At 49.5% G+C, this 23,842-nt stretch carries 23 protein-coding genes and 1 pseudogene; 19 read left to right on the top strand and 5 right to left on the bottom strand.

Annotated elements, in window-relative coordinates:
- Window positions 1-132: 132 nt before the first annotated feature.
- From HU143_RS20865 to HU143_RS20845, 5 genes are all read left to right on the top strand, one after another.
- Entirely contained in the window at window positions 133-501 is a 369-nt protein-coding gene (locus HU143_RS20865) for a diacylglycerol kinase (protein WP_000002900.1), read from the top strand.
- A gap of 108 nt (window positions 502-609) precedes the next feature.
- On the top strand, window positions 610-1,218 hold the full coding sequence (gene lexA / locus HU143_RS20860) for a transcriptional repressor LexA (RefSeq protein ID WP_000646079.1): 609 nt from the start codon (window positions 610-612) through the stop codon (window positions 1,216-1,218).
- A 178-nt stretch (window positions 1,219-1,396) separates the two neighbouring features.
- Window positions 1,397-2,722 (top strand): MATE family efflux transporter DinF, encoded by a 1,326-nt coding sequence (dinF, locus tag HU143_RS20855; protein WP_001128113.1) that lies wholly within the window; start codon window positions 1,397-1,399, stop codon window positions 2,720-2,722.
- Entirely contained in the window at window positions 2,719-2,832 is a 114-nt protein-coding gene (locus HU143_RS20850) for a hypothetical protein (protein WP_010989093.1), read from the top strand. Before dinF ends, HU143_RS20850 begins: the two co-directional genes overlap by 4 nt.
- 21 nt (window positions 2,833-2,853) lie before the next feature.
- Window positions 2,854-3,063, top strand: a complete 210-nt coding sequence (locus tag HU143_RS20845) for a CsbD family protein (RefSeq protein WP_001030592.1) — start codon at window positions 2,854-2,856, stop codon at window positions 3,061-3,063.
- Window positions 3,064-3,162: 99 nt separating this feature from the next.
- On the opposite strand, the gene zur is transcribed toward HU143_RS20845, so the two are convergent.
- A complete protein-coding gene (zur, locus tag HU143_RS20840; protein WP_000416271.1) occupies window positions 3,163-3,678 on the bottom strand; it encodes a zinc uptake transcriptional repressor Zur in 516 nt (171 codons plus the stop codon).
- Window positions 3,679-3,924: 246 nt separating this feature from the next.
- On the opposite strand from zur, the gene HU143_RS20835 reads away from it, so the two are divergent.
- The 3 genes from HU143_RS20835 (at window position 3,925) to pspG (ending at window position 6,731) form a co-directional block, all read left to right on the top strand.
- Window positions 3,925-5,235 (top strand): conjugal transfer protein TraF, encoded by a 1,311-nt coding sequence (locus HU143_RS20835; protein ID WP_023227586.1) that lies wholly within the window; start codon window positions 3,925-3,927, stop codon window positions 5,233-5,235.
- An 87-nt stretch (window positions 5,236-5,322) separates the two neighbouring features.
- Window positions 5,323-6,321, top strand: coding sequence for a tRNA dihydrouridine(20/20a) synthase DusA (dusA, locus tag HU143_RS20830; RefSeq protein WP_001182228.1), 999 nt, complete (start codon window positions 5,323-5,325; stop codon window positions 6,319-6,321).
- A gap of 167 nt (window positions 6,322-6,488) precedes the next feature.
- Complete coding sequence (gene pspG / locus HU143_RS20825; RefSeq protein ID WP_000891414.1) at window positions 6,489-6,731, top strand: envelope stress response protein PspG; 243 nt, start codon at window positions 6,489-6,491, stop codon at window positions 6,729-6,731.
- 174 nt (window positions 6,732-6,905) lie between these two features.
- Here the strand turns inward: pspG and HU143_RS20820 are convergent, their stop codons facing one another.
- On the bottom strand, window positions 6,906-7,889 hold the full coding sequence (locus HU143_RS20820; protein ID WP_000235555.1) for a quinone oxidoreductase: 984 nt from the start codon (window positions 7,887-7,889) through the stop codon (window positions 6,906-6,908).
- A 64-nt stretch (window positions 7,890-7,953) separates the two neighbouring features.
- Here HU143_RS20820 and dnaB point away from each other — a divergent pair, with 64 nt between their 5' ends.
- From dnaB to HU143_RS20790, 6 genes are all read left to right on the top strand, one after another.
- On the top strand, window positions 7,954-9,369 hold the full coding sequence (gene dnaB, locus HU143_RS20815) for a replicative DNA helicase (protein WP_000918353.1): 1,416 nt from the start codon (window positions 7,954-7,956) through the stop codon (window positions 9,367-9,369).
- A 31-nt stretch (window positions 9,370-9,400) separates the two neighbouring features.
- A complete protein-coding gene (gene alr / locus HU143_RS20810) occupies window positions 9,401-10,480 on the top strand; it encodes an alanine racemase (RefSeq protein WP_001147301.1) in 1,080 nt (359 codons plus the stop codon).
- Window positions 10,481-10,665: 185 nt separating this feature from the next.
- Window positions 10,666-11,859: an aromatic amino acid transaminase gene (tyrB, locus tag HU143_RS20805; protein ID WP_023227585.1), complete on the top strand. Its 1,194-nt coding sequence runs from the start codon at window positions 10,666-10,668 to the stop codon at window positions 11,857-11,859.
- Window positions 11,860-12,045: 186 nt separating this feature from the next.
- Entirely contained in the window at window positions 12,046-12,759 is a 714-nt protein-coding gene (gene aphA / locus HU143_RS20800) for an acid phosphatase AphA (protein WP_000724436.1), read from the top strand.
- A 128-nt stretch (window positions 12,760-12,887) separates the two neighbouring features.
- The gene (locus HU143_RS20795) at window positions 12,888-13,304 is read left to right on the top strand and encodes a secondary thiamine-phosphate synthase enzyme YjbQ (RefSeq protein ID WP_000270392.1); all 417 of its coding nucleotides are present in this window, start codon (window positions 12,888-12,890) and stop codon (window positions 13,302-13,304) included.
- Between the two features lie 2 nt (window positions 13,305-13,306).
- On the top strand, window positions 13,307-13,663 hold the full coding sequence (locus tag HU143_RS20790; protein ID WP_023227584.1) for an MmcQ/YjbR family DNA-binding protein: 357 nt from the start codon (window positions 13,307-13,309) through the stop codon (window positions 13,661-13,663).
- Here HU143_RS20790 and HU143_RS20785 read toward each other — a convergent pair whose 3' ends face one another.
- The 3 genes from HU143_RS20785 to uvrA all read right to left on the bottom strand — a co-directional run bounded on the left by HU143_RS20785 (window position 13,664) and on the right by uvrA (window position 17,401).
- Window positions 13,664-14,002 carry a hypothetical protein gene (locus HU143_RS20785; RefSeq protein WP_000146600.1) on the bottom strand — a complete coding sequence of 113 codons (339 nt, stop codon included), beginning with the start codon at window positions 14,000-14,002 and terminating at the stop codon, window positions 13,664-13,666.
- Window positions 13,989-14,444: a hypothetical protein gene (locus tag HU143_RS20780; RefSeq protein WP_001609612.1), complete on the bottom strand. Its 456-nt coding sequence runs from the start codon at window positions 14,442-14,444 to the stop codon at window positions 13,989-13,991. The genes HU143_RS20785 and HU143_RS20780 overlap by 14 nt, the downstream gene beginning before the upstream one ends.
- A 131-nt stretch (window positions 14,445-14,575) precedes the next feature.
- Window positions 14,576-17,401, bottom strand: coding sequence for an excinuclease ABC subunit UvrA (gene uvrA / locus HU143_RS20775; protein WP_000357724.1), 2,826 nt, complete (start codon window positions 17,399-17,401; stop codon window positions 14,576-14,578).
- A gap of 247 nt (window positions 17,402-17,648) precedes the next feature.
- Between uvrA and ssb1 the strand changes: the two genes are divergently transcribed.
- From ssb1 to siiD, 5 genes and pseudogenes are all read left to right on the top strand, one after another.
- Window positions 17,649-18,179 carry a single-stranded DNA-binding protein SSB1 gene (ssb1, locus tag HU143_RS20770; RefSeq protein ID WP_000168322.1) on the top strand — a complete coding sequence of 177 codons (531 nt, stop codon included), beginning with the start codon at window positions 17,649-17,651 and terminating at the stop codon, window positions 18,177-18,179.
- 1,052 nt (window positions 18,180-19,231) lie between these two features.
- Window positions 19,232-19,864 carry an SPI-4 type I secretion system auxiliary protein SiiA gene (siiA, locus tag HU143_RS20765; protein WP_023227583.1) on the top strand — a complete coding sequence of 211 codons (633 nt, stop codon included), beginning with the start codon at window positions 19,232-19,234 and terminating at the stop codon, window positions 19,862-19,864.
- Window positions 19,861-21,249, top strand: a complete 1,389-nt coding sequence (locus HU143_RS20760; protein ID WP_023227582.1) for a MotA/TolQ/ExbB proton channel family protein — start codon at window positions 19,861-19,863, stop codon at window positions 21,247-21,249. The genes siiA and HU143_RS20760 overlap by 4 nt, the downstream gene beginning before the upstream one ends.
- On the top strand, window positions 21,239-22,558 hold the full coding sequence (gene siiC / locus HU143_RS20755) for an SPI-4 type I secretion system protein SiiC (protein ID WP_001541306.1): 1,320 nt from the start codon (window positions 21,239-21,241) through the stop codon (window positions 22,556-22,558). Before HU143_RS20760 ends, siiC begins: the two co-directional genes overlap by 11 nt.
- A pseudogene (gene siiD / locus HU143_RS20750) lies at window positions 22,555-23,832 on the top strand (SPI-4 type I secretion system protein SiiD). Before siiC ends, siiD begins: the two are co-directional and overlap by 4 nt.
- Window positions 23,833-23,842: the final 10 nt, after the last annotated feature.

Genomic DNA, 23,842 nt, shown 5'->3' with positions numbered 1-23,842 from the left:
TGCAAGGATATCAGAAAGTTTAGCGAATTTCTGTTGTATCCCGTCATACTTCGCGCTGCGTTACGGCAGTCCGAATCGTGCAGGGCAACCGTATAATGTCATTGACGTTAATAATGTAAAAAGGTTCTTTTGATGGCCAATAATACCACTGGATTCACCAGAATTATCAAAGCGGCAGGATATTCCTGGAAAGGATTTCGCGCCGCATGGACTCACGAAGCGGCGTTTCGCCAGGAAAGTATCGCGGTATTGCTGGGCGTCATCATCGCCTGCTGGCTGGATGTGGATGCGATTACCCGTGTGTTATTGATAGGTTCCGTTTTACTTATCATGATTGTTGAAATCCTCAACAGCGCTATTGAAGCGGTCGTTGACCGCATCGGTTCTGAATACCATGAGCTTTCCGGCCGTGCGAAAGATATGGGATCGGCTGCGGTGCTACTGTCTATTTTCGTTGCCCTGATGACCTGGGGCATCCTGTTATGGTCACATTTTCGATAAAGGTTCCAAATTTTATAAATCTCTTGTTTTTTGCGCCGTTTGTGGTTCCAAAATCACCTTTAACTGTATATACTCACAGCATGACTGTATATACACCCAGGGGGCGGAATGAAAGCGTTAACGGCCAGGCAACAAGAGGTGTTTGATCTCATCCGGGATCACATCAGCCAGACAGGTATGCCACCGACGCGTGCGGAAATCGCGCAGCGTTTGGGGTTCCGTTCCCCAAACGCTGCGGAAGAACACCTTAAAGCGCTGGCGCGCAAAGGGGTGCTTGAAATCGTTTCCGGCGCATCGCGAGGTATCCGTCTGTTACAGGAAGAAGAGGACGGATTACCGCTTGTCGGGCGTGTCGCGGCGGGTGAACCTCTTCTGGCGCAGCAGCATATTGAAGGCCATTACCAGGTCGATCCTTCACTGTTCAAACCCAGCGCCGATTTCCTGCTGCGCGTGAGCGGTATGTCTATGAAAGACATCGGTATTATGGATGGGGATTTGCTGGCGGTACATAAAACGCAGGACGTCCGTAATGGCCAGGTGGTTGTCGCTCGCATTGATGATGAAGTGACAGTAAAACGGCTGAAAAAGCAGGGCAATAAAGTGGAACTGCTGCCGGAAAACAGCGAGTTTACACCGATAGTGGTGGATCTGCGCGAACAAAGCTTTACGATTGAAGGGCTGGCGGTAGGCGTCATTCGCAACGGGGAATGGTTGTAATCTCTTTTTCATTTCCTTGTAAGCCGTCATCCGGCAATCGTGCAGCCTGATGGCGCTGCGCTTATCAGGCCTACGGGAATGCAGTTCCTGAGATGATTAATTTGTAGGCCGGATAAGGCGTTACGTCGCCATCCGGCAATGCGCTCGTTTCGTTTAACTCCTTGTCAGGCTTTTCTCCATGCCGCTTTTTACCTCCTCTGATAAAGCTCTCTGGCGTCTCGCGCTGCCGATGATTTTTTCTAACATCACCGTCCCCTTACTGGGGCTGGTCGATACGGCGGTGATTGGTCATCTGGATAGCCCGGTTTTCCTGGGCGGCGTGGCGGTGGGCGCGACTGCCACCAGCTTTCTTTTCATGCTGCTGCTATTTCTACGTATGAGCACCACCGGCCTAACGGCGCAGGCATTTGGCGCCAAAAATCCACAGGCGTTAGCCCGGGCGCTCATTCAACCGTTATTACTGGCGCTGGGCGCTGGCGTGATGATTGTGCTATTTCGCACGCCGCTTATCGAGCTGGCTTTACATATTGTCGGCGGGAACGACGCTGTCCTGGTGCAGGCGAGACGCTTCCTTGAAATTCGTTGGCTAAGCGCTCCCGCGTCACTGGCGAATCTGGTGCTGCTCGGTTGGCTGTTAGGCGTTCAGTATGCGCGGGCGCCGGTTATCTTGTTGGTCGTGGGCAATATCCTCAACATCGCGCTCGACCTGTGGCTGGTGATGGGACTTCATATGAACGTGCAGGGCGCCGCCCTGGCGACGGTCATCGCAGAATATGCCACGTTACTGATCGGCCTCATGATGGTACGTAAAGTTCTCCATCTCCGCGGTGTGTCGCTGGATATGCTAAAACAGGCCTGGCGCGGCAACGTGCGCCGCCTTTTGGCGCTCAATCGAGATATTATGCTGCGCTCATTGCTCCTTCAGCTTTGTTTTGGCGCAATCACGGTGTCAGGCGCGCGGCTGGGCAGCGATATTATCGCGGTAAATGCAGTCCTGATGACCTTACTCACCTTTACGGCCTATGCGCTGGACGGTTTTGCTTATGCGGTGGAGGCGCACTCCGGTCAGGCTTACGGCGCGCGTGACGGTAGCAAGCTACTGGACGTCTGGCGAGCGGCGTGTCGTCAGTCAGGAATTGTGGCCTTGTTGTTTTCCACAGTCTATGCCCTGGCAGGCGAACATATTGTCGCGTTACTGACCTCATTGCCGCAAATACAGCTACTGGCGGATCGGTATCTTATCTGGCAGGTGGTATTACCGCTGGTGGGCGTATGGTGCTATCTGCTCGACGGTATGTTTATTGGCGCGACGCGCGCCGCCGAAATGCGCAATAGCATGGCAGTCGCCGCGGGAGGATTTGCGCTGACGCTCTTCGCCCTGCCGGTATTAGGAAATCATGGTTTATGGCTGGCATTAACCGTGTTCCTGGCGCTTCGCGGTCTGTCGTTGAGCCTTATCTGGCGTCGTCACTGGCGCGAGGGTACATGGTTTGCCAGATCGTGACGGTTAAAAATTCTGAATATAAAACCGAAGGCCGAATTCCTGCCTACAATTATTATCACGTCCAGCAGAAATTGCAGAGCATTTGGGCGAATAACACCTGCTATTCCTAACCGAATGATGAGGACAAGATGATGAATAAAGACGAAGCCGGCGGTAACTGGAAACAGTTTAAAGGTAAAATGAAAGAACAATGGGGCAAACTGACCGATGACGATATGACCGTTATCGAAGGTAAACGCGACCAACTGGTAGGTAAAATCCAGGAGCGTTACGGTTACCAGAAAGATCAGGCGGAAAAAGAGGTTGTTGACTGGGAAACCCGTAACAACTATCGCTGGTAATATGTTTTCCCCTACCAGGAGTACATGGATGTGCTTCCCCCTGTTTGCTTATGAATGCGGGCGTGCCCCTCTCTACTGCCGCCCGTTTTTCCGTTCAGGCTAACGCGGTTTTTTCTTCACCAGCACCGAGTGATCGTGACCACAGTCGCCCGGATGGCGACACGCTTCCACTTCTACGCACGCAGGGCACAGACCGTGCGCCTCAATAACGTTATGTCGTAGCGCAAAGCCCATTTTAGCCGCCAGCGTATGCATGATGTCTTCCACGCCCTCGGCACACTCTTCCTTCACCACGCCGCAACGATCGCAGATAAACATGGCCGAGCTGTGCGTTGGCTGGTCGAACAGGTGGCAAACCACGTAACTATTGGTGGATTCCACTTTATGGACAAAACCCTGTTCGAGCAAAAAATCCAGCGCGCGGTAGATGGTGGGCGGTTTGGCCTGTGGTTCCGTTTCGCGCAGCAAATCGAGCAAATCGTATGCGCTGATGGCACCCTGTTGCAGACTCATCAGGCGCAGCACTTCGAGGCGCTGAGGCGTCAGGCGCACGTTGCGCTGCGCGCAGAGTTTTTCAGCTTGCGCCAGTAACTCTTGCGTTGTGGTCTTTTCCATGTAGCACCTCGAATGGCATGAAAGTCTAATCCGTTACTTTACCACGAGCTGCTTAAAACTCTGAAATTACCCCGCGACAATATATCGCCTGCTAAGCTTTTCCGCGCCAGTATTCTCATCTATACCTAATGAGGGTCGATATTATAACAACAGGATTTAACATCACTATTTCACAGCAATAGTTCGCCTCTGTCCGGTAAAGCGTGGCGGAGGGATTACTTCACCTGATAATAAGATGGGCTAACTGTGAACAAAAACGTCAAACTTTCACTGATTGCTATCGCGGTCTCGCTTTTTATGGCAAAGCAGGCGGGCGCCGCCAATACCTGGACGGAAGCGCGTAATGACGCAATGGGCGGGACGGGCGTCGCGTCCGCGAATTATGGCAGCGGAGTACTGTTAAATCCGGCGTTACTGGCAAAAGCCAAACCGGAAGACAATATCACTGTTGTCCTTCCTGCGGTCGGCGTCCAGATTACGGATAAAGACAATCTCCAGGATGAAATTGACGATATCAGCGATAAAGTGGATTACTACGATGAGGTCGTCGATAACCTTACGTTGGGGCAAATTCTGCTCAATCCGCGAGGCGTGCTGAATCAATTTCAGGGCGCCGCGCGCGACCTGGCCGATGAGCTGGAATATCTCAACGGAAAAACCGCCCGCGCCAATGCCGGCGCCGGGTTGGCGGTAAGTATTCCAGGGCAAACGCTTTCCGTGGCGTTTATCGCCAAAGGTTATGCGCATGGGCGCGTGAGTTCGTCCATTGATCAGAACGATATTCAGTATCTGCGCGATATCCAGCATGATGAACGTGTCGCGCTTCGTGAAGCAGGACGCGCTGCTTTGCTGGGGTCTGACGAAATTACAAAGCATTTAAACTCTACCGCGTCGGGGCGGGTAGCGATTGTGTCTGACTACGGTATTGCACTGGCGAAGCAGTTTGTGGTGGGCGAGGTGCCTGTTTCCATTGGCGTTACGCCAAAACTGCAAAAAACCTGGCTCTATAACTACACCACCTCAATTTATAACTACGACAGTAGCGACTGGAATAGCAGCCGTTATCGCAATGACGATACGGGTTTTAACATTGATGCGGGGCTTGCTGCCGATATCGGTGAAAACTGGACGTTGGGGCTGAGCGGGCAAAATCTGGTATCTCGCGATATCGATACGAAAGATATTTACATCACTAATGGTATGACGGGAGAAACCACCAACTACAAAGATACATACCAAATCCGCCCCCTGGTTACCGCGGGCATCGCATGGCATAACGATTTGCTGACCGTAAGCGCCGATGGCGATCTGACGGAAACGAAAGGCTTTAAGAGCGAAGACAATTCACAGTACGTGGGTGTCGGCGCTGAAGTTCGACCGTTGTCATGGCTGGCGGTGCGCGCAGGGTATCGTGCGGATGTGAAAAATAACGATAGCAATGTGGTTACCGGCGGTCTTGGCTTTGCACCCTTTAACCGTGTGCATCTCGATTTAATGGGACTGTACGGCGAAGATGAAACCTGGGGGGCAGGCGCGCAGCTTACGATGACATTCTGAGGTGCTTTCACCGGAGGCGCTACGCCTCCGGTTTAGCGTTATGCTATAGTAACGCCCCTTTTTTAACCGGATGCTTATTTATTCGCCATGCAGCCTGAAACCCAGTCCTCCGCTTTCCCTGCTTATCGCTTCTCCATCGCGCCTATGCTCGACTGGACGGACAGACATTGCCGCTATTTCCTGCGTTTGCTGTCTCGCCAGACGCTGCTCTACACCGAAATGGTGACCACGGGCGCGATTATTCACGGTAAGGGTGACTATCTGGCTTATAGCGAAGAAGAGCATCCGGTCGCTCTACAGCTTGGTGGAAGCGATCCGGCTCAGCTTGCGCATTGTGCAAAGCTGGCGGAAGCGCGTGGCTACGATGAAATTAACCTCAACGTGGGGTGCCCCTCCGATCGCGTACAAAATGGTATGTTTGGCGCCTGTTTGATGGGCAATGCGCAACTGGTCGCCGATTGTGTTAAAGCCATGCGTGATGTCGTCTCGATTCCGGTAACGGTAAAAACCCGCATTGGTATTGACGATCAGGACAGTTATGCGTTTCTGTGTGATTTCATCGATACGGTTTCCGGTCGGGGCGAATGCGAGATGTTTATTATCCATGCGCGCAAAGCCTGGCTTTCTGGCTTAAGCCCGAAAGAAAATCGTGAGATCCCGCCGCTGGATTACCCGCGCGTATACCAGCTAAAGCGGGATTTTCCGCACCTGACCATGTCCATTAACGGCGGCATCAAATCGCTGGAAGAGGCGAAGGAACACCTGCGCCATATGGATGGCGTCATGGTTGGCCGCGAAGCTTATCAGAATCCGGGTATACTGGCCGCGGTAGATCGGGAGATTTTCGGCGCCGATACCACCGATGCCGACCCGGTTACGGTGGTTCGCGCGATGTATCCCTATATTGAGCGTGAATTGAGCCAGGGAGCGTATCTGGGGCATATCACTCGCCATATGCTGGGGTTGTTCCAGGGCATCCCCGGCGCGCGGCAGTGGCGTCGCTATCTGAGCGAAAACGCCCATAAAGCTGGCGCGGATGTTGCTGTACTGGAGCAGGCGCTAAAACTGGTAGCAGACAAGCGTTAAAAGTTCGCCAAAAATTAGTCAATCTCACCACGCTCTGTGCAGTCTTGCAGGGCGTTTTCTTTATATATCAAAAACATAAATATTGGCATGATTTTTGTAATAGCTTACCTGACCAAACCCGGTAAGCGCCGTGCCGCCGGGCAATGCCATCTTTATGGGGAGCGACTATGCTGGAACTACTTTTTGTGCTTGGCTTTTTTCTGATGTTAATGGTGACGGGCGTCTCCTTGCTGGGCATTCTGGCCGCGCTGGTTGTAGCGACTGCCGTCATGTTCCTGGGTGGAATGTTCGCCCTGATGATCAAGCTGTTACCGTGGCTACTGCTGGCGGTGGCTGTGGTGTGGGTGATCAAAGCAGTAAAAACGCCAAAAATCCCACAGTATCAGCGCAATAACCGTCGGTTTTACTAAGGTATTGAGCGGTTCGTCACAACCTGGAACTTTGCCCTCACAAGCAAATAGGAATCGATTATTAAATCTGTCATGATTGCGCAGGTAACGAATTCATCGCGCTGTACCCTACATACAGCCGAACAAAAAAAGAAAGGGCTTCCCGGGTGGAAGCCCAATTTCTTTGCAGAGCTATTACGGAATCAGCAGGCTTGAGCCCTGTGTGGCCCGGCTTTCCAGTACCTCATGCGCGCGACGGGCATCTTTTAACGCATAGCGTTGATTTTCAGCCACATCAACTTTAATCACGCCGCTGGCGATCAATGAGAACAATTCATTGCTGGCTTCGGTCAGTTCTTCACGTGTCGTAATATACCCCTGTAGTGAAGGTCGCGTGGCATACAGGGAACCTTTCTGATTCAGAATACCTAAATTCACGCCAGTGACGGGGCCGGACGCATTGCCGAAACTGACCATCAGTCCCCGTCGTTGCAGGCAGTCCAGTGAGGCTTCCCAGGTATCTTTCCCCACGGAGTCATAGACCACGCGGACTTTTTTGCCGCCGGTGATCTCTTTTACCCGTTCGACAATGCTCTCCTCACGGTAATTAATTACCTGCCAGGCACCGGCGTCCAGCGCCCGCTGCGCTTTTTGCGCGCTACCGACGGTACCGATAAGCTTCGCGCCCAGCGCTTTTGCCCATTGGCAGGCGATCAGACCGACGCCGCCCGCAGCGGCATGAAACAGGAAGGGTTCGTCGGGTTTCACTTCATAGGTTTTGCGCAACAGGTAAAAAACGGTCAATCCCTTGAGAAAAGAGGCTGCCGCCTGTTCGAAGGAAATGGCGTCAGGTAAAATCGCGGCTTTATCTGCGGGGACGTTATGGACAGAACTGTAAGCGCCGAGCGTTGACTGCGCGTAGACGACGCGATCGCCGACGCGAATGTGCTCCACGCCGTTGCCGACTTTACTGACCACACCCGCAGCTTCGGTTCCCAGGCCCGCAGGCAACGACGGGGGCGGATAGAGTCCGCTACGGATATAGGTGTCGATGAAGTTGATACCAATGGCTTTGTTCTCAACCTGGATTTCGTGTTCCGCCGGTTCCGTTGGCGTAAACTCCACGGTCTGAAGCACTTCCGGACCACCATGCTTGTGAAATTCAATACGCGTTGCCATGCTTCCTCCAAAAGAAATGTGGTAATCTTTCGACCCAATCACTATCTCGGTAACTCCATTCACTATGGCAGGAAATAAACCCTTCAACAAACCACAGACTGATGCCCGCGACCGCGATCCGCAGGTTGCCGGGATAAAAGTGCCGCCGCACTCGATTGAAGCGGAACAGTCGGTGTTGGGCGGTTTAATGCTGGATAACGAGCGCTGGGACGATGTGGCCGAGCGCGTGGTGGCGGAAGATTTCTATACCCGCCCGCATCGCCATATCTTTACGGAGATGGGGCGCTTGCAGGAAAGCGGCAGTCCTATCGACCTGATTACGCTCGCGGAATCGCTGGAGCGGCAGGGCCAACTGGACAGCGTCGGCGGCTTCGCCTATCTGGCGGAGTTGTCTAAAAATACGCCAAGCGCGGCGAACATCAGTGCTTATGCGGACATTGTGCGCGAACGCGCCGTGGTCCGCGATATGATCGCGGTGGCGCATGAAATTGCGGATGCCGGTTACGATCCACAGGGGCGCAATAGCGACGAACTGCTGGATCTGGCGGAGTCGCGCGTCTTCCAGATCGCGGAAAACCGGGCCAACAAAGACGAAGGTCCGAAAAGCATCGACCAGATCCTCGACGCTACCGTGGCGCGTATTGAGCAGTTGTTCCAGCAACCGCACGATGGCGTTACAGGCGTGGATACCGGCTATCAGGATCTCAATAAAAAGACGGCAGGGTTACAGCGTTCGGATTTGATTATCGTTGCGGCGCGCCCCTCCATGGGTAAAACCACTTTTGCGATGAACCTCTGCGAAAATGCGGCGATGTTGCAAGATAAGCCGGTACTGATCTTTAGTCTGGAGATGCCCGGCGAACAGATCATGATGCGTATGCTGGCCTCGCTGTCCCGCGTCGATCAGACACGTATTCGTACCGGTCAACTCGATGATGAAGACTGGGCGCGAATCTCCGGCACGATGGGCATTCTGCTGGAGAAACGCAATATGTATATTGACGACTCCTCAGGTCTTACGCCGACAGAAGTCCGTTCGCGCGCGCGGCGTATTTTCCGCGAACATGGCGGGTTAAGTCTGATTATGATCGACTACCTGCAATTGATGCGTGTGCCGTCGCTTTCTGATAACCGTACTCTGGAAATCGCCGAAATTTCCCGCTCGTTGAAAGCGCTGGCGAAGGAACTCCAGGTGCCGGTCGTGGCGCTATCGCAGCTTAACCGCTCCCTGGAACAACGCGCGGATAAACGTCCGGTGAACTCCGACCTGCGTGAATCCGGCTCTATTGAACAGGATGCCGACTTAATTATGTTTATCTACCGTGATGAGGTTTATCACGAGAACAGCGACTTAAAAGGCATTGCTGAAATTATTATTGGTAAGCAACGTAACGGTCCTATCGGTACGGTTCGTCTGACGTTCAATGGTCAGTGGTCGCGCTTCGATAACTATGCGGGACCGCAATACGATGATGAGTAACTCTCCGTCATTCTTTTAACAAGGAATTCAAATGCAAGCGGCAACAGTCGTCATTAACCGCCGCGCTCTGCGACACAACCTGCAACGTCTGCGTGAACTGGCGCCTGCCAGTAAGCTGGTTGCGGTGGTGAAAGCGAACGCTTATGGACACGGTCTTCTGGAGACCGCGCGAACGCTCCCTGATGCTGACGCTTTTGGCGTGGCGCGTCTTGAAGAGGCTCTACGTCTGCGAGCGGGCGGGATCACGCAGCCTATCCTGCTGCTGGAGGGTTTTTTCGACGCCGCCGATTTGCCGACCATTTCCGCGCAATGTCTGCATACCGCCGTACATAATCAAGAGCAGCTTGCCGCCCTGGAGGCGGTGGAGCTGGCGGAGCCGGTAACGGTCTGGATGAAGCTGGATACCGGTATGCATCGTCTCGGCGTGCGTCCCGAAGAGGCGGAGGCGTTCTACCAGCGTCTGACGCACTGTAAAAATGTACGCCAGCCGGTGAATATCGTCAGCCATTTTGCCCGTGCGGATGAGCCGGAATGCGGCGCTACCGAACATCAGCTCGACATTTTTAATGCCTTCTGTCGGGGTAAACCCGGGCAGCGCTCTATTGCCGCGTCTGGCGGTATTCTGCTGTGGCCGCAGTCTCACTTTGACTGGGCGCGTCCGGGCATAATTTTGTATGGCGTATCGCCGCTGGAACACAAACCCTGGGGGCCGGATTTTGGTTTTCAGCCGGTGATGTCCTTAACCTCCAGTTTGATCGCGGTGCGTGACCACAAAGCGGGCGAACCGGTGGGCTACGGCGGGACATGGGTGAGTGAGCGCGACACGCGCCTGGGCGTGGTGGCGATGGGTTATGGCGATGGCTACCCACGAGCGGCGCCTTCCGGTACGCCAGTACTGGTCAATGGTCGTGAAGTTCCGATTGTCGGGCGGGTGGCGATGGATATGATTTGCGTAGATTTGGGGCCAAACGCGCAGGATAACGCGGGCGATCCGGTGGTCTTATGGGGTGAAGGTCTGCCGGTTGAACGTATCGCTGAAATGACAAAAGTAAGTGCTTACGAACTTATCACGCGCCTGACCTCAAGGGTGGCGATGAAGTATATTGATTAAATGCGCGGCGGGCCGGGTGGCGCTTGCGCTTATCCGGCTTGTATCGCGCATGGGCTGCAGGCCGGATAAGACGTTCACGCCGCCATCCGGTAATATGCGCATCCACCACAACATCCTCTCGATCTTCTCGTCCTTCCGGTTTATTGTGTTATTTCCTGCCATCTGTAAACCTGGAGAACCATCGCGTGTTTCAAAAAGTTGACGCCTATGCCGGCGATCCGATTCTTTCACTGATGGAGCGTTTTAAGGACGACTCCCGTCACGACAAAGTGAATCTGAGCATTGGCCTGTATTACAACGAAGACGGGATTATCCCACAGCTTAAAACGGTGGCCGAAGCCGAAGCCCGGCTTAACGCGCAGCCGCATGGCGCTTCGCTGTACCTGCCGATGGAAGGACTCAATACTTATCGCCATACTATCGCGCCTTTGCTCTTTGGCGCCGATCACCCGATTCTTCAGCAACAGCGCGTGGCCACTATCCAGACATTAGGCGGCTCCGGCGCGCTGAAAGTAGGCGCGGATTTCCTTAAGCGTTATTTCCCCGACGCAGGCGTATGGGTGAGCGACCCCACCTGGGAAAACCATATTGCGATATTTGCCGGGGCAGGATTCGAAGTGAGTACTTACCCCTGGTATGACGACGCGACTAACGGCATCCGTTTTAACGATCTGCTGGCCACGCTGAATACGTTACCTGCGCGCAGTATCGTGTTGCTGCACCCCTGTTGTCACAACCCGACCGGGGCGGATTTAACGCCTTCGCAATGGGATGCGGTGATTGAAATAGTGAAAGCGCGCGATCTGATTCCGTTCCTTGATATTGCCTATCAGGGGTTTGGCGCAGGCATGGACGAGGATGCTTACGCTATTCGCGCCATTGCCAGCGCCGGGTTACCTGCGTTAGTCAGTAACTCTTTTTCGAAGATTTTCTCGCTGTACGGCGAGCGCGTCGGCGGCCTGTCCGTGGTGTGTGAAGATGCTGAAATTGCCGCGCGGGTTCTGGGACAGCTAAAAGCGACGGTGCGCCGAATTTACTCCAGTCCGCCGTGTTTCGGCGCTCAGGTGGTCGCTACGGTCCTGGGCGATGAGGCGTTAAAAGCGAGCTGGCTGGCGGAAGTCGACGCGATGCGTACCCGCATTATATCGATGCGCCAGACGCTGGTGAAAGAGCTGAAGGCGGAGATGCCTGACCGCAACTTTGATTACTTGTTACAGCAGCGCGGTATGTTCAGCTATACCGGGTTAAGCGAGGAGCAGGTCGAGCGGTTGCGAGATGAGTTTGGCGTTTACCTGATTGCCAGTGGCCGCATGTGTGTCGCCGGGCTTAATGCTTCAAATGTACACCGCGTGGCGAAGGCATTTGCCGCTGTCATGTAATATTCAGGCCGGACGGCGATAACAGTGCCCTCCGGCCTGACAATAGCTGTTGTGATCATCCTCTTTTTTCGTAACAAAACCGCAGATAATCCTTCCTTTTGACCGTTACTGGCGTTATGGTCAGATAGTTTTTTGAGCAAAGACTCATCTTAATAATTATAATATTTTGAATTTTAAGGGAAAAGCATGAAAAAAATAACCCTGGCGCTGAGCGCCGTCTGTTTATTGTTTACGCTAAACCATTCCGCGAATGCGTTAGTATCTTCCCCTTCGACGCTCAATCCGGGCACTAATGTTGCAAAACTCGCGGAACAAGCGCCTGTCCATTGGGTCTCTGTCGCCCAGATTGAAAACAGCCTCACCGGACGCCCGCCGATGGCGGTCGGCTTTGATATTGACGACACCGTGTTATTTTCCAGCCCCGGATTCTGGCGCGGAAAGAAAACCTATTCCCCGGACAGCGACGATTATCTGAAAAATCCGGCCTTTTGGGAAAAAATGAACAACGGCTGGGATGAGTTCAGTATTCCAAAAGAAGTGGCCCGACAGCTCATTGATATGCATGTTCGCCGTGGCGACAGTATTTACTTTGTCACTGGTCGTAGTCAGACGAAAACGGAAACCGTGTCGAAAACGCTGGCGGATAACTTCCATATTCCGGCGGCGAATATGAATCCGGTGATTTTCGCCGGCGATAAACCGGGACAAAATACGAAAGTCCAGTGGCTGCAGGAGAAGAACATGCGTATCTTCTACGGCGATTCGGATAACGATATTACCGCGGCTCGTGATTGTGGTATCCGCGGTATTCGCATCCTGCGCGCGGCTAACTCCACCTACAAACCGCTGCCGCAGGCAGGAGCGTTTGGCGAGGAAGTCATTGTCAACTCGGAGTACTAAAAATCAGGAGAGCGACAGGCTCTCCTTTTTTGCATGATTTTTGCACAAACTTGCCCCGCTGGCTTTTACCTTTTCCAGACTTGCTGCACACTATTCAGGAGACGTTTGTTTTTAGGAAGGAGCAGCCTATGTGGTATCAGCGCACCATTACACTGAGCGAGAAGCCGCGCGGGTTTCATCTGATAACAGATGAAATTATCGATAAATTGTCTGGCTTACCGCCTGTCGAAACGGGTTTGCTGCATCTGTTGTTGCTACATACCTCGGCCTCGCTGACGCTAAACGAAAACTGCGATCCCACCGTGCGCGCTGATATGGAGCGCCATTTCCTGAAAACCGTTCCCGATAATGCGGCGTATGAACATGACTACGAAGGCGCGGATGACATGCCTTCGCATATTAAGTCGTCAGTATTGGGCGTCTCGTTGCTGCTGCCTGTACGCCAGGGGCGTTTACAGTTAGGAACATGGCAAGGTATCTGGTTGGGAGAGCACCGTATTCACGGCGGTCCACGTAAAATCATCGCGACACTACAAGGGGAATGATAATGACCATTTCGGAATTACTGCAATACTGCATGGCAAAACATGGCGCAGAGCAGAGCGTTCACAGCGACTGGAAAGCGACGCAAATTAAAGTGGAAGATGTACTTTTCGCGATGGTAAAAGAAGTTGATGGGCGCCCGGCAGCCTCTCTCAAAACCAGCCCGGAACTGGCAGAGTTGTTACGCCAGCAGCACAGCGATGTACGACCGAGTCGGCACCTTAATAAAGCGCACTGGAGCACGGTCTATCTGGACGGATCGCTGCCCGATTCACAACTCTATTATCTGGTCGATGCCTCTTATCAACAGGCGGTAAATGCGCTGCCGGAAGATAAACGCAAGCAGTTGCCGCAGTCCTGATTATAGCGCGCCGACCAACAACGCCAGGGCGATATCAATGAGGCGGATGACCGTAGACCGGATACGGCTGCCGAGGGCGATTTGCGCATTATTGGCGCGTAGCCTGGCGAGGTCCCGCTGTCCTTCCAGCAGAATAATCATATCGTCGTCGTCCAGCCAGCCGCGAGCATGTTCCTGAAGCGCGCGGGCGATAAACGCGGCGGACTCGCGGATACCGTCGTCGCTGTCTTCTCTTGCCTGCTTATACGTCTGGATAAACTCGGCAATCGCCGAGGAGGCTACAGGATGTTCGGCCCGGGCGGTGGTCATCAGGTAATGTATTTCGTTAATAGACGCCATTTTCTTCTCCCTGAGTACAGCGGGCGCCCCAATGCAGGCACTCACCCTGTATGGCTAATTTCCAGACCTGATTATTTTGCTGTTGGTATCTCTCAGCCTGGATGTAAGTAAGTGGTTGCTTACGTTGTATAACCCGCGCATAAAGACGCAAATAGTGATTTTTCAGCAGCGCCAGATTATCGAGTCGGTGTTTATCCCCACCTTGACGGGCGACCCGCTCAGCCTGAAAAAATGTCTGGCGGATATCGCGGTCATCCTTGAGCAGTGTCTCTTTTTGCCACGGTATTCGCGCCGCGTCCTGCAGGAAGCGGGTTGAGCGCGCTTGTAATAGCGTCAGTTGTTGAAAAGCCACGGCGCTAAAGCGGTCAGGCAGCGTACAGGCGGATAAAAACAGACACAGCAGTAGTGTGATTGCGTAGGGCAACTTCATGGTGTTTTCCATAACAGACCGTTTGCGCTATCACATGTCAGAGCGAGGCGGCACGCAAATCACAAATGCTCAACACGGATACAATGAGGTGGGATGAGGAAAAATGATGCCGCTTCCCGGCGAATCGGAAAGCGGCGTGAAGGTTATTTGAGCATAGGTTTAAGGAAGCGGGCGGTATGCGACGCCTCGCACTCCGCCACGGTTTCCGGCGTACCGGCGACGAGAATTTCGCCGCCGCCGCTGCCGCCTTCCGGGCCGAGGTCGACAATCCAGTCCGCCGTTTTAATGACGTCCAGGTTGTGTTCGATCACCACGATGGTGTTGCCCTGATCGCGTAACTGATGCAGAACGTCAAGCAACTGCTGAATATCGGCAAAGTGCAGGCCGGTGGTCGGCTCGTCGAGAATATACAGCGTCTGCCCGGTGCCGCGCTTCGACAGTTCGCGCGCCAGCTTCACGCGCTGGGCCTCGCCGCCGGAAAGCGTTGTCGCCGACTGACCAAGACGGATATAGGTCAGCCCTACGTCCATCAGCGTCTGCAGCTTACGCGCCAGCGCCGGAACCGCATCAAAGAACTCACGCGCTTCTTCAATGGTCATATCCAGCACTTCGTGGATGGTCTTGCCTTTGTACTTAATCTCCAGCGTTTCCCGGTTATAGCGCTTGCCTTTGCACTGGTCGCACGGCACGTAAATATCCGGCAGAAAGTGCATTTCGACTTTAATGACGCCATCGCCCTGGCACGCTTCGCAGCGACCGCCGCGCACGTTGAAGCTGAATCGCCCTGGCGTATAGCCGCGCGAGCGAGATTCCGGCACGCCAGCAAAAAGTTCGCGAACCGGGGTAAAGACGCCCGTATAGGTCGCCGGGTTGGAACGCGGGGTGCGCCCGATCGGGCTCTGGTCGATATCGATCACTTTATCGAAATGTTCCAGCCCCTGAATATCCCGATACGGCGCCGGTTCGGCGATAGTCGCCCCGTTTAACTGACGCTGGGCGATGGGGAACAGCGTGTCGTTAATCAGCGTCGATTTACCGGAGCCCGAGACGCCGGTGATACAGGTAAACAGCCCTACCGGTAGCGTAAGGGTCACATCTTTCAGGTTGTTGCCGCGTGCGCCGGTGAGTTTGAGCACTTTTTCTGGATTTGCCGGCACGCGTTGTTTCGGCACTTCAATTTTGCGTTTACCGCTCATGTACTGGCCGGTCAGTGATTCCGGTACCGCCATAATGGCTTCCAGCGGGCCTTCCGCCACCACCTCGCCGCCGTGAACGCCCGCGCCGGGGCCAATATCGATCACATGGTCGGCGGCGCGAATGGCGTCTTCATCGTGTTCCACCACAATCACGGTATTGCCAAGATTGCGCAGATGAATCAGCGTACCCAGCAGCCGTTCGTTATCGCGCTGGTGCAGACCGATGGACGGTTCATCCAGTACATACATCACGCCGACTAACCCGGCGCCTATCTGGCTCGCCAGACGAATACGCTGGGCTTCGCCGCCGGAAAGCGTCTCTGCCGAGCGGGAGAGCGTGAGATAGTTCAGGCCGACGTTCACCAGAAACTTGAGGCGATCGCCGATCTCTTTTAGCACTTTTTCGGCGATTTTCGCTCGTTGCCCGGAAAGCTTGAGATTAGTGAAAAAATCCATCGCATGGCCAATGCTCATATCGGAAATAGCAGGCAGCGGCGTATTTTCCACAAATACATGGCGCGCTTCGCGATTCAGTCGCGTGCCTTCACAGCTGGCGCAGGGGCGATTACTGATGAACTTCGCCAGCTCTTCGCGCACCGCGCTGGATTCCGTCTCTTTATAACGGCGCTCCATATTATGCAGCACGCCTTCGAACGGATGGCGGCGCACGGAAGTATCGCCGCGATCGTTCATATATTTAAATTCAATGTTCTCTTTGCCGGAACCGTACAGCACGACTTTATGTACGTTGGCGCTGAGGCTTGCCCACGGCGCATCTACGTCGAACTTATAGTGTTCCGCCAGCGACTTGAGCATTTGAAAGTAGTAAAAATTGCGACGATCCCAACCACGAATCGCGCCGCCTGCCAGCGACAGGTCGGGATTCTGGATCACGCGGTCCGGATCGAAATATTGCTGAACGCCGAGGCCGTCACAGGTCGGGCAGGCGCCTGCCGGGTTGTTGAACGAGAACAAACGCGGTTCCAGCTCGCGCATACTGTAGCCGCAAATCGGGCAGGCAAAATTGGCGGAGAACAGAAGCTCCTCCGCTTTCTCATCGTCCATATCGGCAACAACCGCCGTGCCGCCGGATAATTCCAGCGCCGTTTCGAACGACTCCGCCAGGCGTTGGGAAAGATCGTTGCGAACTTTGAAGCGATCGATCACCACCTCAATGGTATGTTTCTTTTGTAGCTCCAGCTTCGGCGGATCGGAGAGATCGCAGACTTCGCCGTCAATACGGGCGCGAATGTAACCCTGGCTTGCCAGATTTTCCAGCGTTTTGGTGTGTTCGCCTTTACGCTCTTTAATAATCGGCGCGAGCAGCATCAGACGTTTGCCTTCCGGCTGTGACAGCACGTTATCGACCATCTGGCTAACGGTTTGCGCCGCCAGCGGCACGTCATGATCCGGACAACGCGGCTCGCCCACGCGGGCAAACAGCAGGCGCAGGTAGTCGTGGATCTCGGTAATAGTACCCACCGTAGAGCGCGGGTTGTGCGATGTCGATTTCTGTTCAATTGAGATCGCGGGCGATAGCCCCTCAATATGGTCGACATCCGGTTTTTCCATGAGCGACAAAAACTGCCGCGCGTAAGCGGAGAGCGATTCAACGTAACGACGCTGCCCTTCGGCATACAGAGTGTCGAAAGCCAGTGAGGATTTGCCTGAACCCGAAAGCCCGGTCACGACAATCAGTTTGTCGCGGGGGATGACGAGGTTAATATTTTTGAGATTATGGGTGCGGGCGCCCCGAACTTCGATCTTATCCATTCACCTTTCCCGGTAGAGACTCGGATGCCTGGTTTGTTTGAAGGACAAACGGCAGAAACGGCTAATTATGACACAATTTAACCTGTTTGAATATACAGTATTGGAATGCATCTTCAGCTAAAGTATGCAACAATATGAGGTTCGCGCGAGTGACCTGGAACCTGCATCGCAGCTATTAAAATGCTACGTGGAAATGGTACACTCACGCGTTTACACTATTTATGAAACGTATTCAGGAGACTCAATTATGGCCAGCAGAGGCGTAAACAAGGTGATTCTCGTTGGTAATCTGGGCCAGGACCCGGAAGTACGCTATATGCCGAGTGGCGGCGCTGTCGCCAACTTAACGCTGGCTACTTCTGAATCCTGGCGCGATAAGCAGACCGGCGAAATGAAAGAGCAGACTGAATGGCACCGGGTGGTGATGTTCGGCAAACTGGCGGAAGTGGCCGGCGAATATCTGCGTAAAGGTTCTCAGGTGTATATCGAAGGTCAATTGCGTACCCGCAAGTGGACCGATCAGAGTGGCCAGGAACGCTATACGACTGAAATTAACGTTCCGCAGATCGGCGGCGTGATGCAGATGCTGGGTGGTCGCCAGGGCGGCGGCGCACCGGCAGGCGGTCAGCAGCAGGGGGGTTGGGGTCAGCCGCAACAACCTCAGCAGCCGCAGGGCGGTAACCAGTTCAGCGGCGGCGCGCAGTCGCGTCCACAGCAATCCGCGCCAGCGCCGTCTAACGAACCGCCAATGGATTTTGACGACGACATTCCGTTCTGATTTTTGGTAAAAAACTCAAAGCGTTATTTGCATTTTCGCTATAGTTCTCGTCTGCTGAAATGCCTGGTGTAAACCAGGCATTTTCTTACCTGGTATTATTGTCTTAGTATCCCTTTCAAAAAAGAGAAGCGCATATCTCACGGAATGACTTACGGAAAAATGTCGCTTATCGCCTCTGGCCGACTCGCCTCGGCACATCATTATCCAGCCGAAGTTCATAAATGTACTGCAATAACCCGGATTGTCTTAAATATGAAAGAGAAATCTCATCTGCAAAATATATAATTTATAGCCATTTTTTGACAACAAAAAGATATTATAAAATAACGGTAGAGAATGGTCGGTATTATCAATAGTTAATTAAATGTTTGCTTTAGCTTGTGATGAGCTCAAATATGATATGTGTATCTTGCTTTATTTTTAATTGCTGAAGATAAAATTGTTACTTATAGCTGGCTTTATATAAAAAATGGTTTTATTTGTGTATTTTTTTACGCAATTCTGATTTTTTACTCCCCACTTATTATATTTTCAATGATTTAAGTTATATTGAAGTCCTTATGACCCTATGTTTTAATTGTGAAAATTCATTTTATCCTCTGGAGGCAAATTTATTAAATACGTATGGTTATAACGAGTATTAAAAAGAAATATGTCCTTAAAATGATTTAGAGTTTCAATGATTAGCTAACAAATCTATTTATCGGCGGGTGGTTTTAATTTGCTGATGACTATTTTTTATTTATGAGCTGAGAGCTTATGCGATACCTATTATTGGGGAAGATATAGTTAGTGCAATAATTGATGTCTACCTAATTAAAAAAATGAAGAGTGTTTTTAATTAAAGCACTCATCTTTGTTGTGGGCGCATAAAAATGGCGTCGTTGTTTTTATTTTTCTGATTACGAGATGTAAGAAAACTGAACTCTATAAAGCGTATTGGTAGCAGGAAGCCAAGGGCGGTAGCGTTCACTTTCTGAATAAGTTGAGCATCCTTTATCCTTTCTAATCCACAAAAACATTTTATTCACAATGTAATATCAGGAGACAACATGGAAGACGAAAGTAATCCGTGGCCTAGTTTTGTTGATACATTCTCTACGGTATTGTGCATTTTTATATTTCTTATGTTGGTGTTTGCACTTAATAATATGATTATTATGTATGACAACTCAATTAAAGTTTATAAAGCAAATATAGAGAATAAGACTAAATCTACTGCTCAAAATAACGGAGCCAATGACAATTCAAATGCTAATGAAATAGTTAATAAGGAAGTGAATACCCAAGATGTGTCGGACGGAATGACTACAATGTCAGGTAAGGAGGTTGGAGTATACGATATCGCCGATGGTCAGAAAACTGATATAACGTCTACAAAAAATGAGCTTGTTATTACGTATCATGGCAGGCTGAGAAGCTTTTCAGAAGAGGACACTTATAAAATAAAGGCTTGGTTAGAAGACAAAATCAATAGTAATTTATTGATAGAAATGGTTATTCCTCAGGTAGACATCTCTTTCTCTGACTCTCTACGACTGGGATATGAACGGGGAATTATTTTGATGAAAGAGATTAAGAAAATATATCCTGATGTAGTTATTGACATGAGTGTTAACTCCGCAGCATCAAGTACAACGAGTAAAGCTATTATCACGACTATTAATAAAAAGGTGTCAGAGTGAAATATATAAATCATTACCGCTATTTGTTTGTCTGTTTTTTCCTTGCCATACTCCCTTTTTTCGCTTTATCTTTTCCCGGTATAAGAGAGTATGTTTTTGATAACTTCATGGTTTCTGCAATTTACAATGGAGTCATTATTGCCATTTATATTACAGGTTCTTTGTGTGCATTATTCACTATTCTTAAAAATATTTCAGCAAAAGACATATTAATAGCTCAGGACGCCAGTAGAAAAAATAGCATTCTTTCTAACCTCAATCAGGTTTTGTTTGCCGGGGAGCCCAAACAGTGTGATTTCAATTTACTGATGGAATTAGATGACAATGTGTCTACCGCCCGTAATCAACGATTGTCATTTATTATGAGCTGTAGCAATGTGTCGACGCTTGTTGGCCTGTTGGGGACGTTTGCGGGTCTGTCTATTACGATTGGTTCAATCGGGAACTTATTGAGCTCGCCATCAGATGTTGGCGGTGATAATGCAAGTAATACACTCAATATGATCGTGACAATGGTAGCGTCGCTTTCTGAACCATTGAAAGGGATGAATACCGCATTTGTATCTTCTATCTATGGTGTTGTTTGCGCCATACTCCTGACCTCACAAAGTGTTTTTGTTCGCAGCTCCTATTCCCTTGTTTCTACGGAAATCAAAAAATTAAAAATCATAAGCAACAGATCCAATAATAAACAGCGAAGCCTGCGGGTTGAATCAGAGACGCTTGTAGAATTTAAAGAGTTGTTTAAAGCGTTTTTTGATAACTACCTGACAGTTGAAAACTTACGGACGCAGGATGAAGAAAAGAAACGAGAGATGCTATCAGATAGCTTTGTCACTTTGCAAAACCGACTATTGGATAACTCAGCAAAACTGGAACAAATTTCTACGCTGATTGATGGTTATCTGGTAAGCAGTAACGAAAATCTCAAAAAATTATCTGACGGTGTAATAACAATTACCTCGCGTTTATCTGAAGGTAATATCCTGCTTGCTGATAATAATGCACGACTGGAGGCAATGAGTACAATACAAAATATTATAGATAAAAAGAATGATTCAATAATGGCATCAGTTGATAAATGCTATCAGGAATCTCTTTCACATGGTAAGACCATAAACGATATTGCCGCTGGCAGTGCCGATATTTCCCATACTCTCGATGGGCTGAGAAAAGAAATGGATGAGGATATGAATAATGTTCATTTAGCGCTATCCGATCTATCGGCTACTGATAAAAAGATTATTGCCAATACTAAAGAGATTAGTGCTGAAATGGTTAGCTACCGTGATACCTATATGCCATTAATGGAAAAAATAACATCTATGCATCAGGAAATAGTAAAGCAACGTTTGTTAAACAAGGAGGAAAAAAATGAAGATTAAGATGTTTTTTCTGACGACTGCTTTTATTACACAAAGCACATACGCCAGCGAGCTTCCGGTCATTCCTCTAAGAGATTTAGTTAATGCCGCATTAACGCATCAGCCCTCTGTTGCTGTTTCATATTATGAGACTGAAAAGAAAAACAGTGACTTAGATCTTTCACGGGCAGCACTTTATCCTACCCTGGATCTAACATCTGGCCTTAATAATAACAGGAAAGAGTCATCAGGTACCGAGAGGAACGTTGAAAATAAGGTGTCTTTATCATACCGAATAACGGATTTTGGAGTGAGGGGGGCTAATATCAGGAAATCTGAATATGAAAGAGATAATAGTAAAACTGACTATGAAAAAACAAAGAATATAGTGTCTCAGGAGGTTGTGACAACCTATTACAACATCAGTAAATATCGTGAAATGATTGATGGCGTAAATCTGGAGAAAGAGTTTTATAAAAAGATGCTGGAAACTTTTTCGTTGCTGGTATCTTCCGGTGTAGCGATGCAATCTGATATGCGTAAAGTACAAGTATCTATCGATGCATTAAATACCAGAAGCATTATGTATCAGTCGATGTTGGATGATGAAATGTATAAAATGCAGAATATGACTGGTCTGAATTTATCGCCAGTTCAGATTCAAAGCGATGAAAAATTCAACCTCTTCAAAAAATATATCTTTGTCGAAAGCCCTGAAAAACTTATGGACATGGTGATGAAATACAACGATGACTATAAGATGCTTGTCAATACCCGAAAAGCCGCGACCGAAGATATTAATGCCGCAAAATCATCCTATTTTCCGACTGTAGATCTTGTTTCCAGCTATGTACAGAATAACCCGAGCGGTAGTGCCAAAAAAAGTGATTATGAAGATGAATTTAAAACGGGTATCAATGTCAGTTTCAACATTTTTAATGGGTTCAGAAATTCAGCCCAGGAAAGAAAAATGGTGGCAAGTTACTCGCAGGCTAAGCTGCAAATTGACGATTTTTTGATTAAAACGCGTTATAACATTGATTCACAACTTTCAAGATACGCCGCTGCAAAAGAGACTTACTCAGTGGCGGAACGTTCACATACAAACGCGTTACAGCTTACTGAATTATATGAGCAGGAGTTTCAGTTAGGGCAAAAAAGTTTGCTTGATTTAATTTCAAGCCGTAATGAAGCATTTCAGGCATATGTAAGCATGATCGACAGCAAATATAGCCTGTATATTTTAAAGCTACAGCAACTCTCATTGATTTTTCATTTAATGGATTATTTAAAAGGAAATACTGAAAGTGAGTTAAATGTAATGAAATGAATAGAAGACAAAGCGATCATCTCATGATGATAATTATTTCTTTGACGATCTTAATTATTATCCTTACCTACTTTATAGAAATTAATTCAGTGGTTCATGGTCAGGGCGTTATCACTACTAAAGATAATGCTCAGTTAATATCTCTTTCTAAAGGAGGGACGATACAAGATATTTATGTAGCCGAGGGTGATACTGTAAAAAAAGGAGAACTCCTTGCAAAGGTCGTTAACCTTGATCTGCAAAAAGAATATCAAAGGTATAGAACTCAAAAAGGGTATCTGGATAAAGATGTTAACGAAATATCTTTCATTCTTGATAAAGAAAATGAGAGTGGGTTGATTACCCTGGATGGCACCCGTTCTTTAAGCAATAAAGAGGTAAAAGCGAATATTGAATTAGTGCATAGTCAGATAAGAGCTAAAGAGTTAAAAAAAACCTCTCTTGATTCTGAGATTAGCGGATTACAAGAGAAGCTGAGTTCGAAAGAAAAAGAACTCGCATTGCTTGCCGAAGAAATAAATATTCTTTCCCCACTGGTAAAAAAAGGAATTAGCCCATATACCAATTTTCTTAACAAGAAACAGGCGTATATAAAAGTTAAGTCTGAAATTAATGATATTGAAAGTAGCATCACTTTAAAAAAAGATGATATTGAGTTGGTTGTTAATGATATTGAGGCGCTTAATAATGAATTGCGACTATCTTTATCTAAAATAATATCTAAAAATCTTCAGGAACTTGAGGTTGTTAACTCTACATTAAAAGTAATAGAGAAGCAGATAAATGAGGAGGATATCTATTCACCGGTTGACGGTGTAATTTATAAAATCAATAAAAGTGCCACTACTCATGGTGGTGTGATTCAGGCGGCGGACTTACTTTTTGAAATAAAACCAAAAGTAAGGACTATGCTGGCCGATGTGAAAATATTACCCAAATACCGTGACCAAATATATGTAGATGAAGCCGTTAAACTGGATGTGTAGTCAATTATCCAACCAAAGATAAAATCGTATAATGCGACTATCGATAATATTAGCCCTGATTCCTATGAGGAAAATACCGGAGGAACAATTCAGCGTTATTATAAAGTAATTATTGCATTCGATGTTAATGAAGATGATTTACGGTGGTTAAAACCAGGTATGACTGTTGACGCCAGTGTAATTACCGGAAAACACAGCATTATGGAATACCTGTTATCTCCCTTGATGAAAGGCGTGGACAAAGCCTTTTCAGAACCAGTTAATACTAAACGATTAGATACACCTTGAGAGTGAATAT

The organism is Salmonella sp. SJTUF14076, assembly GCF_015534835.1.
Taxonomy (GTDB): domain Bacteria; phylum Pseudomonadota; class Gammaproteobacteria; order Enterobacterales; family Enterobacteriaceae; genus Salmonella; species Salmonella enterica.
Note: the sequence above shows the minus strand (reverse complement) of the source record. Positions and strands in the feature narration are given on the sequence as shown.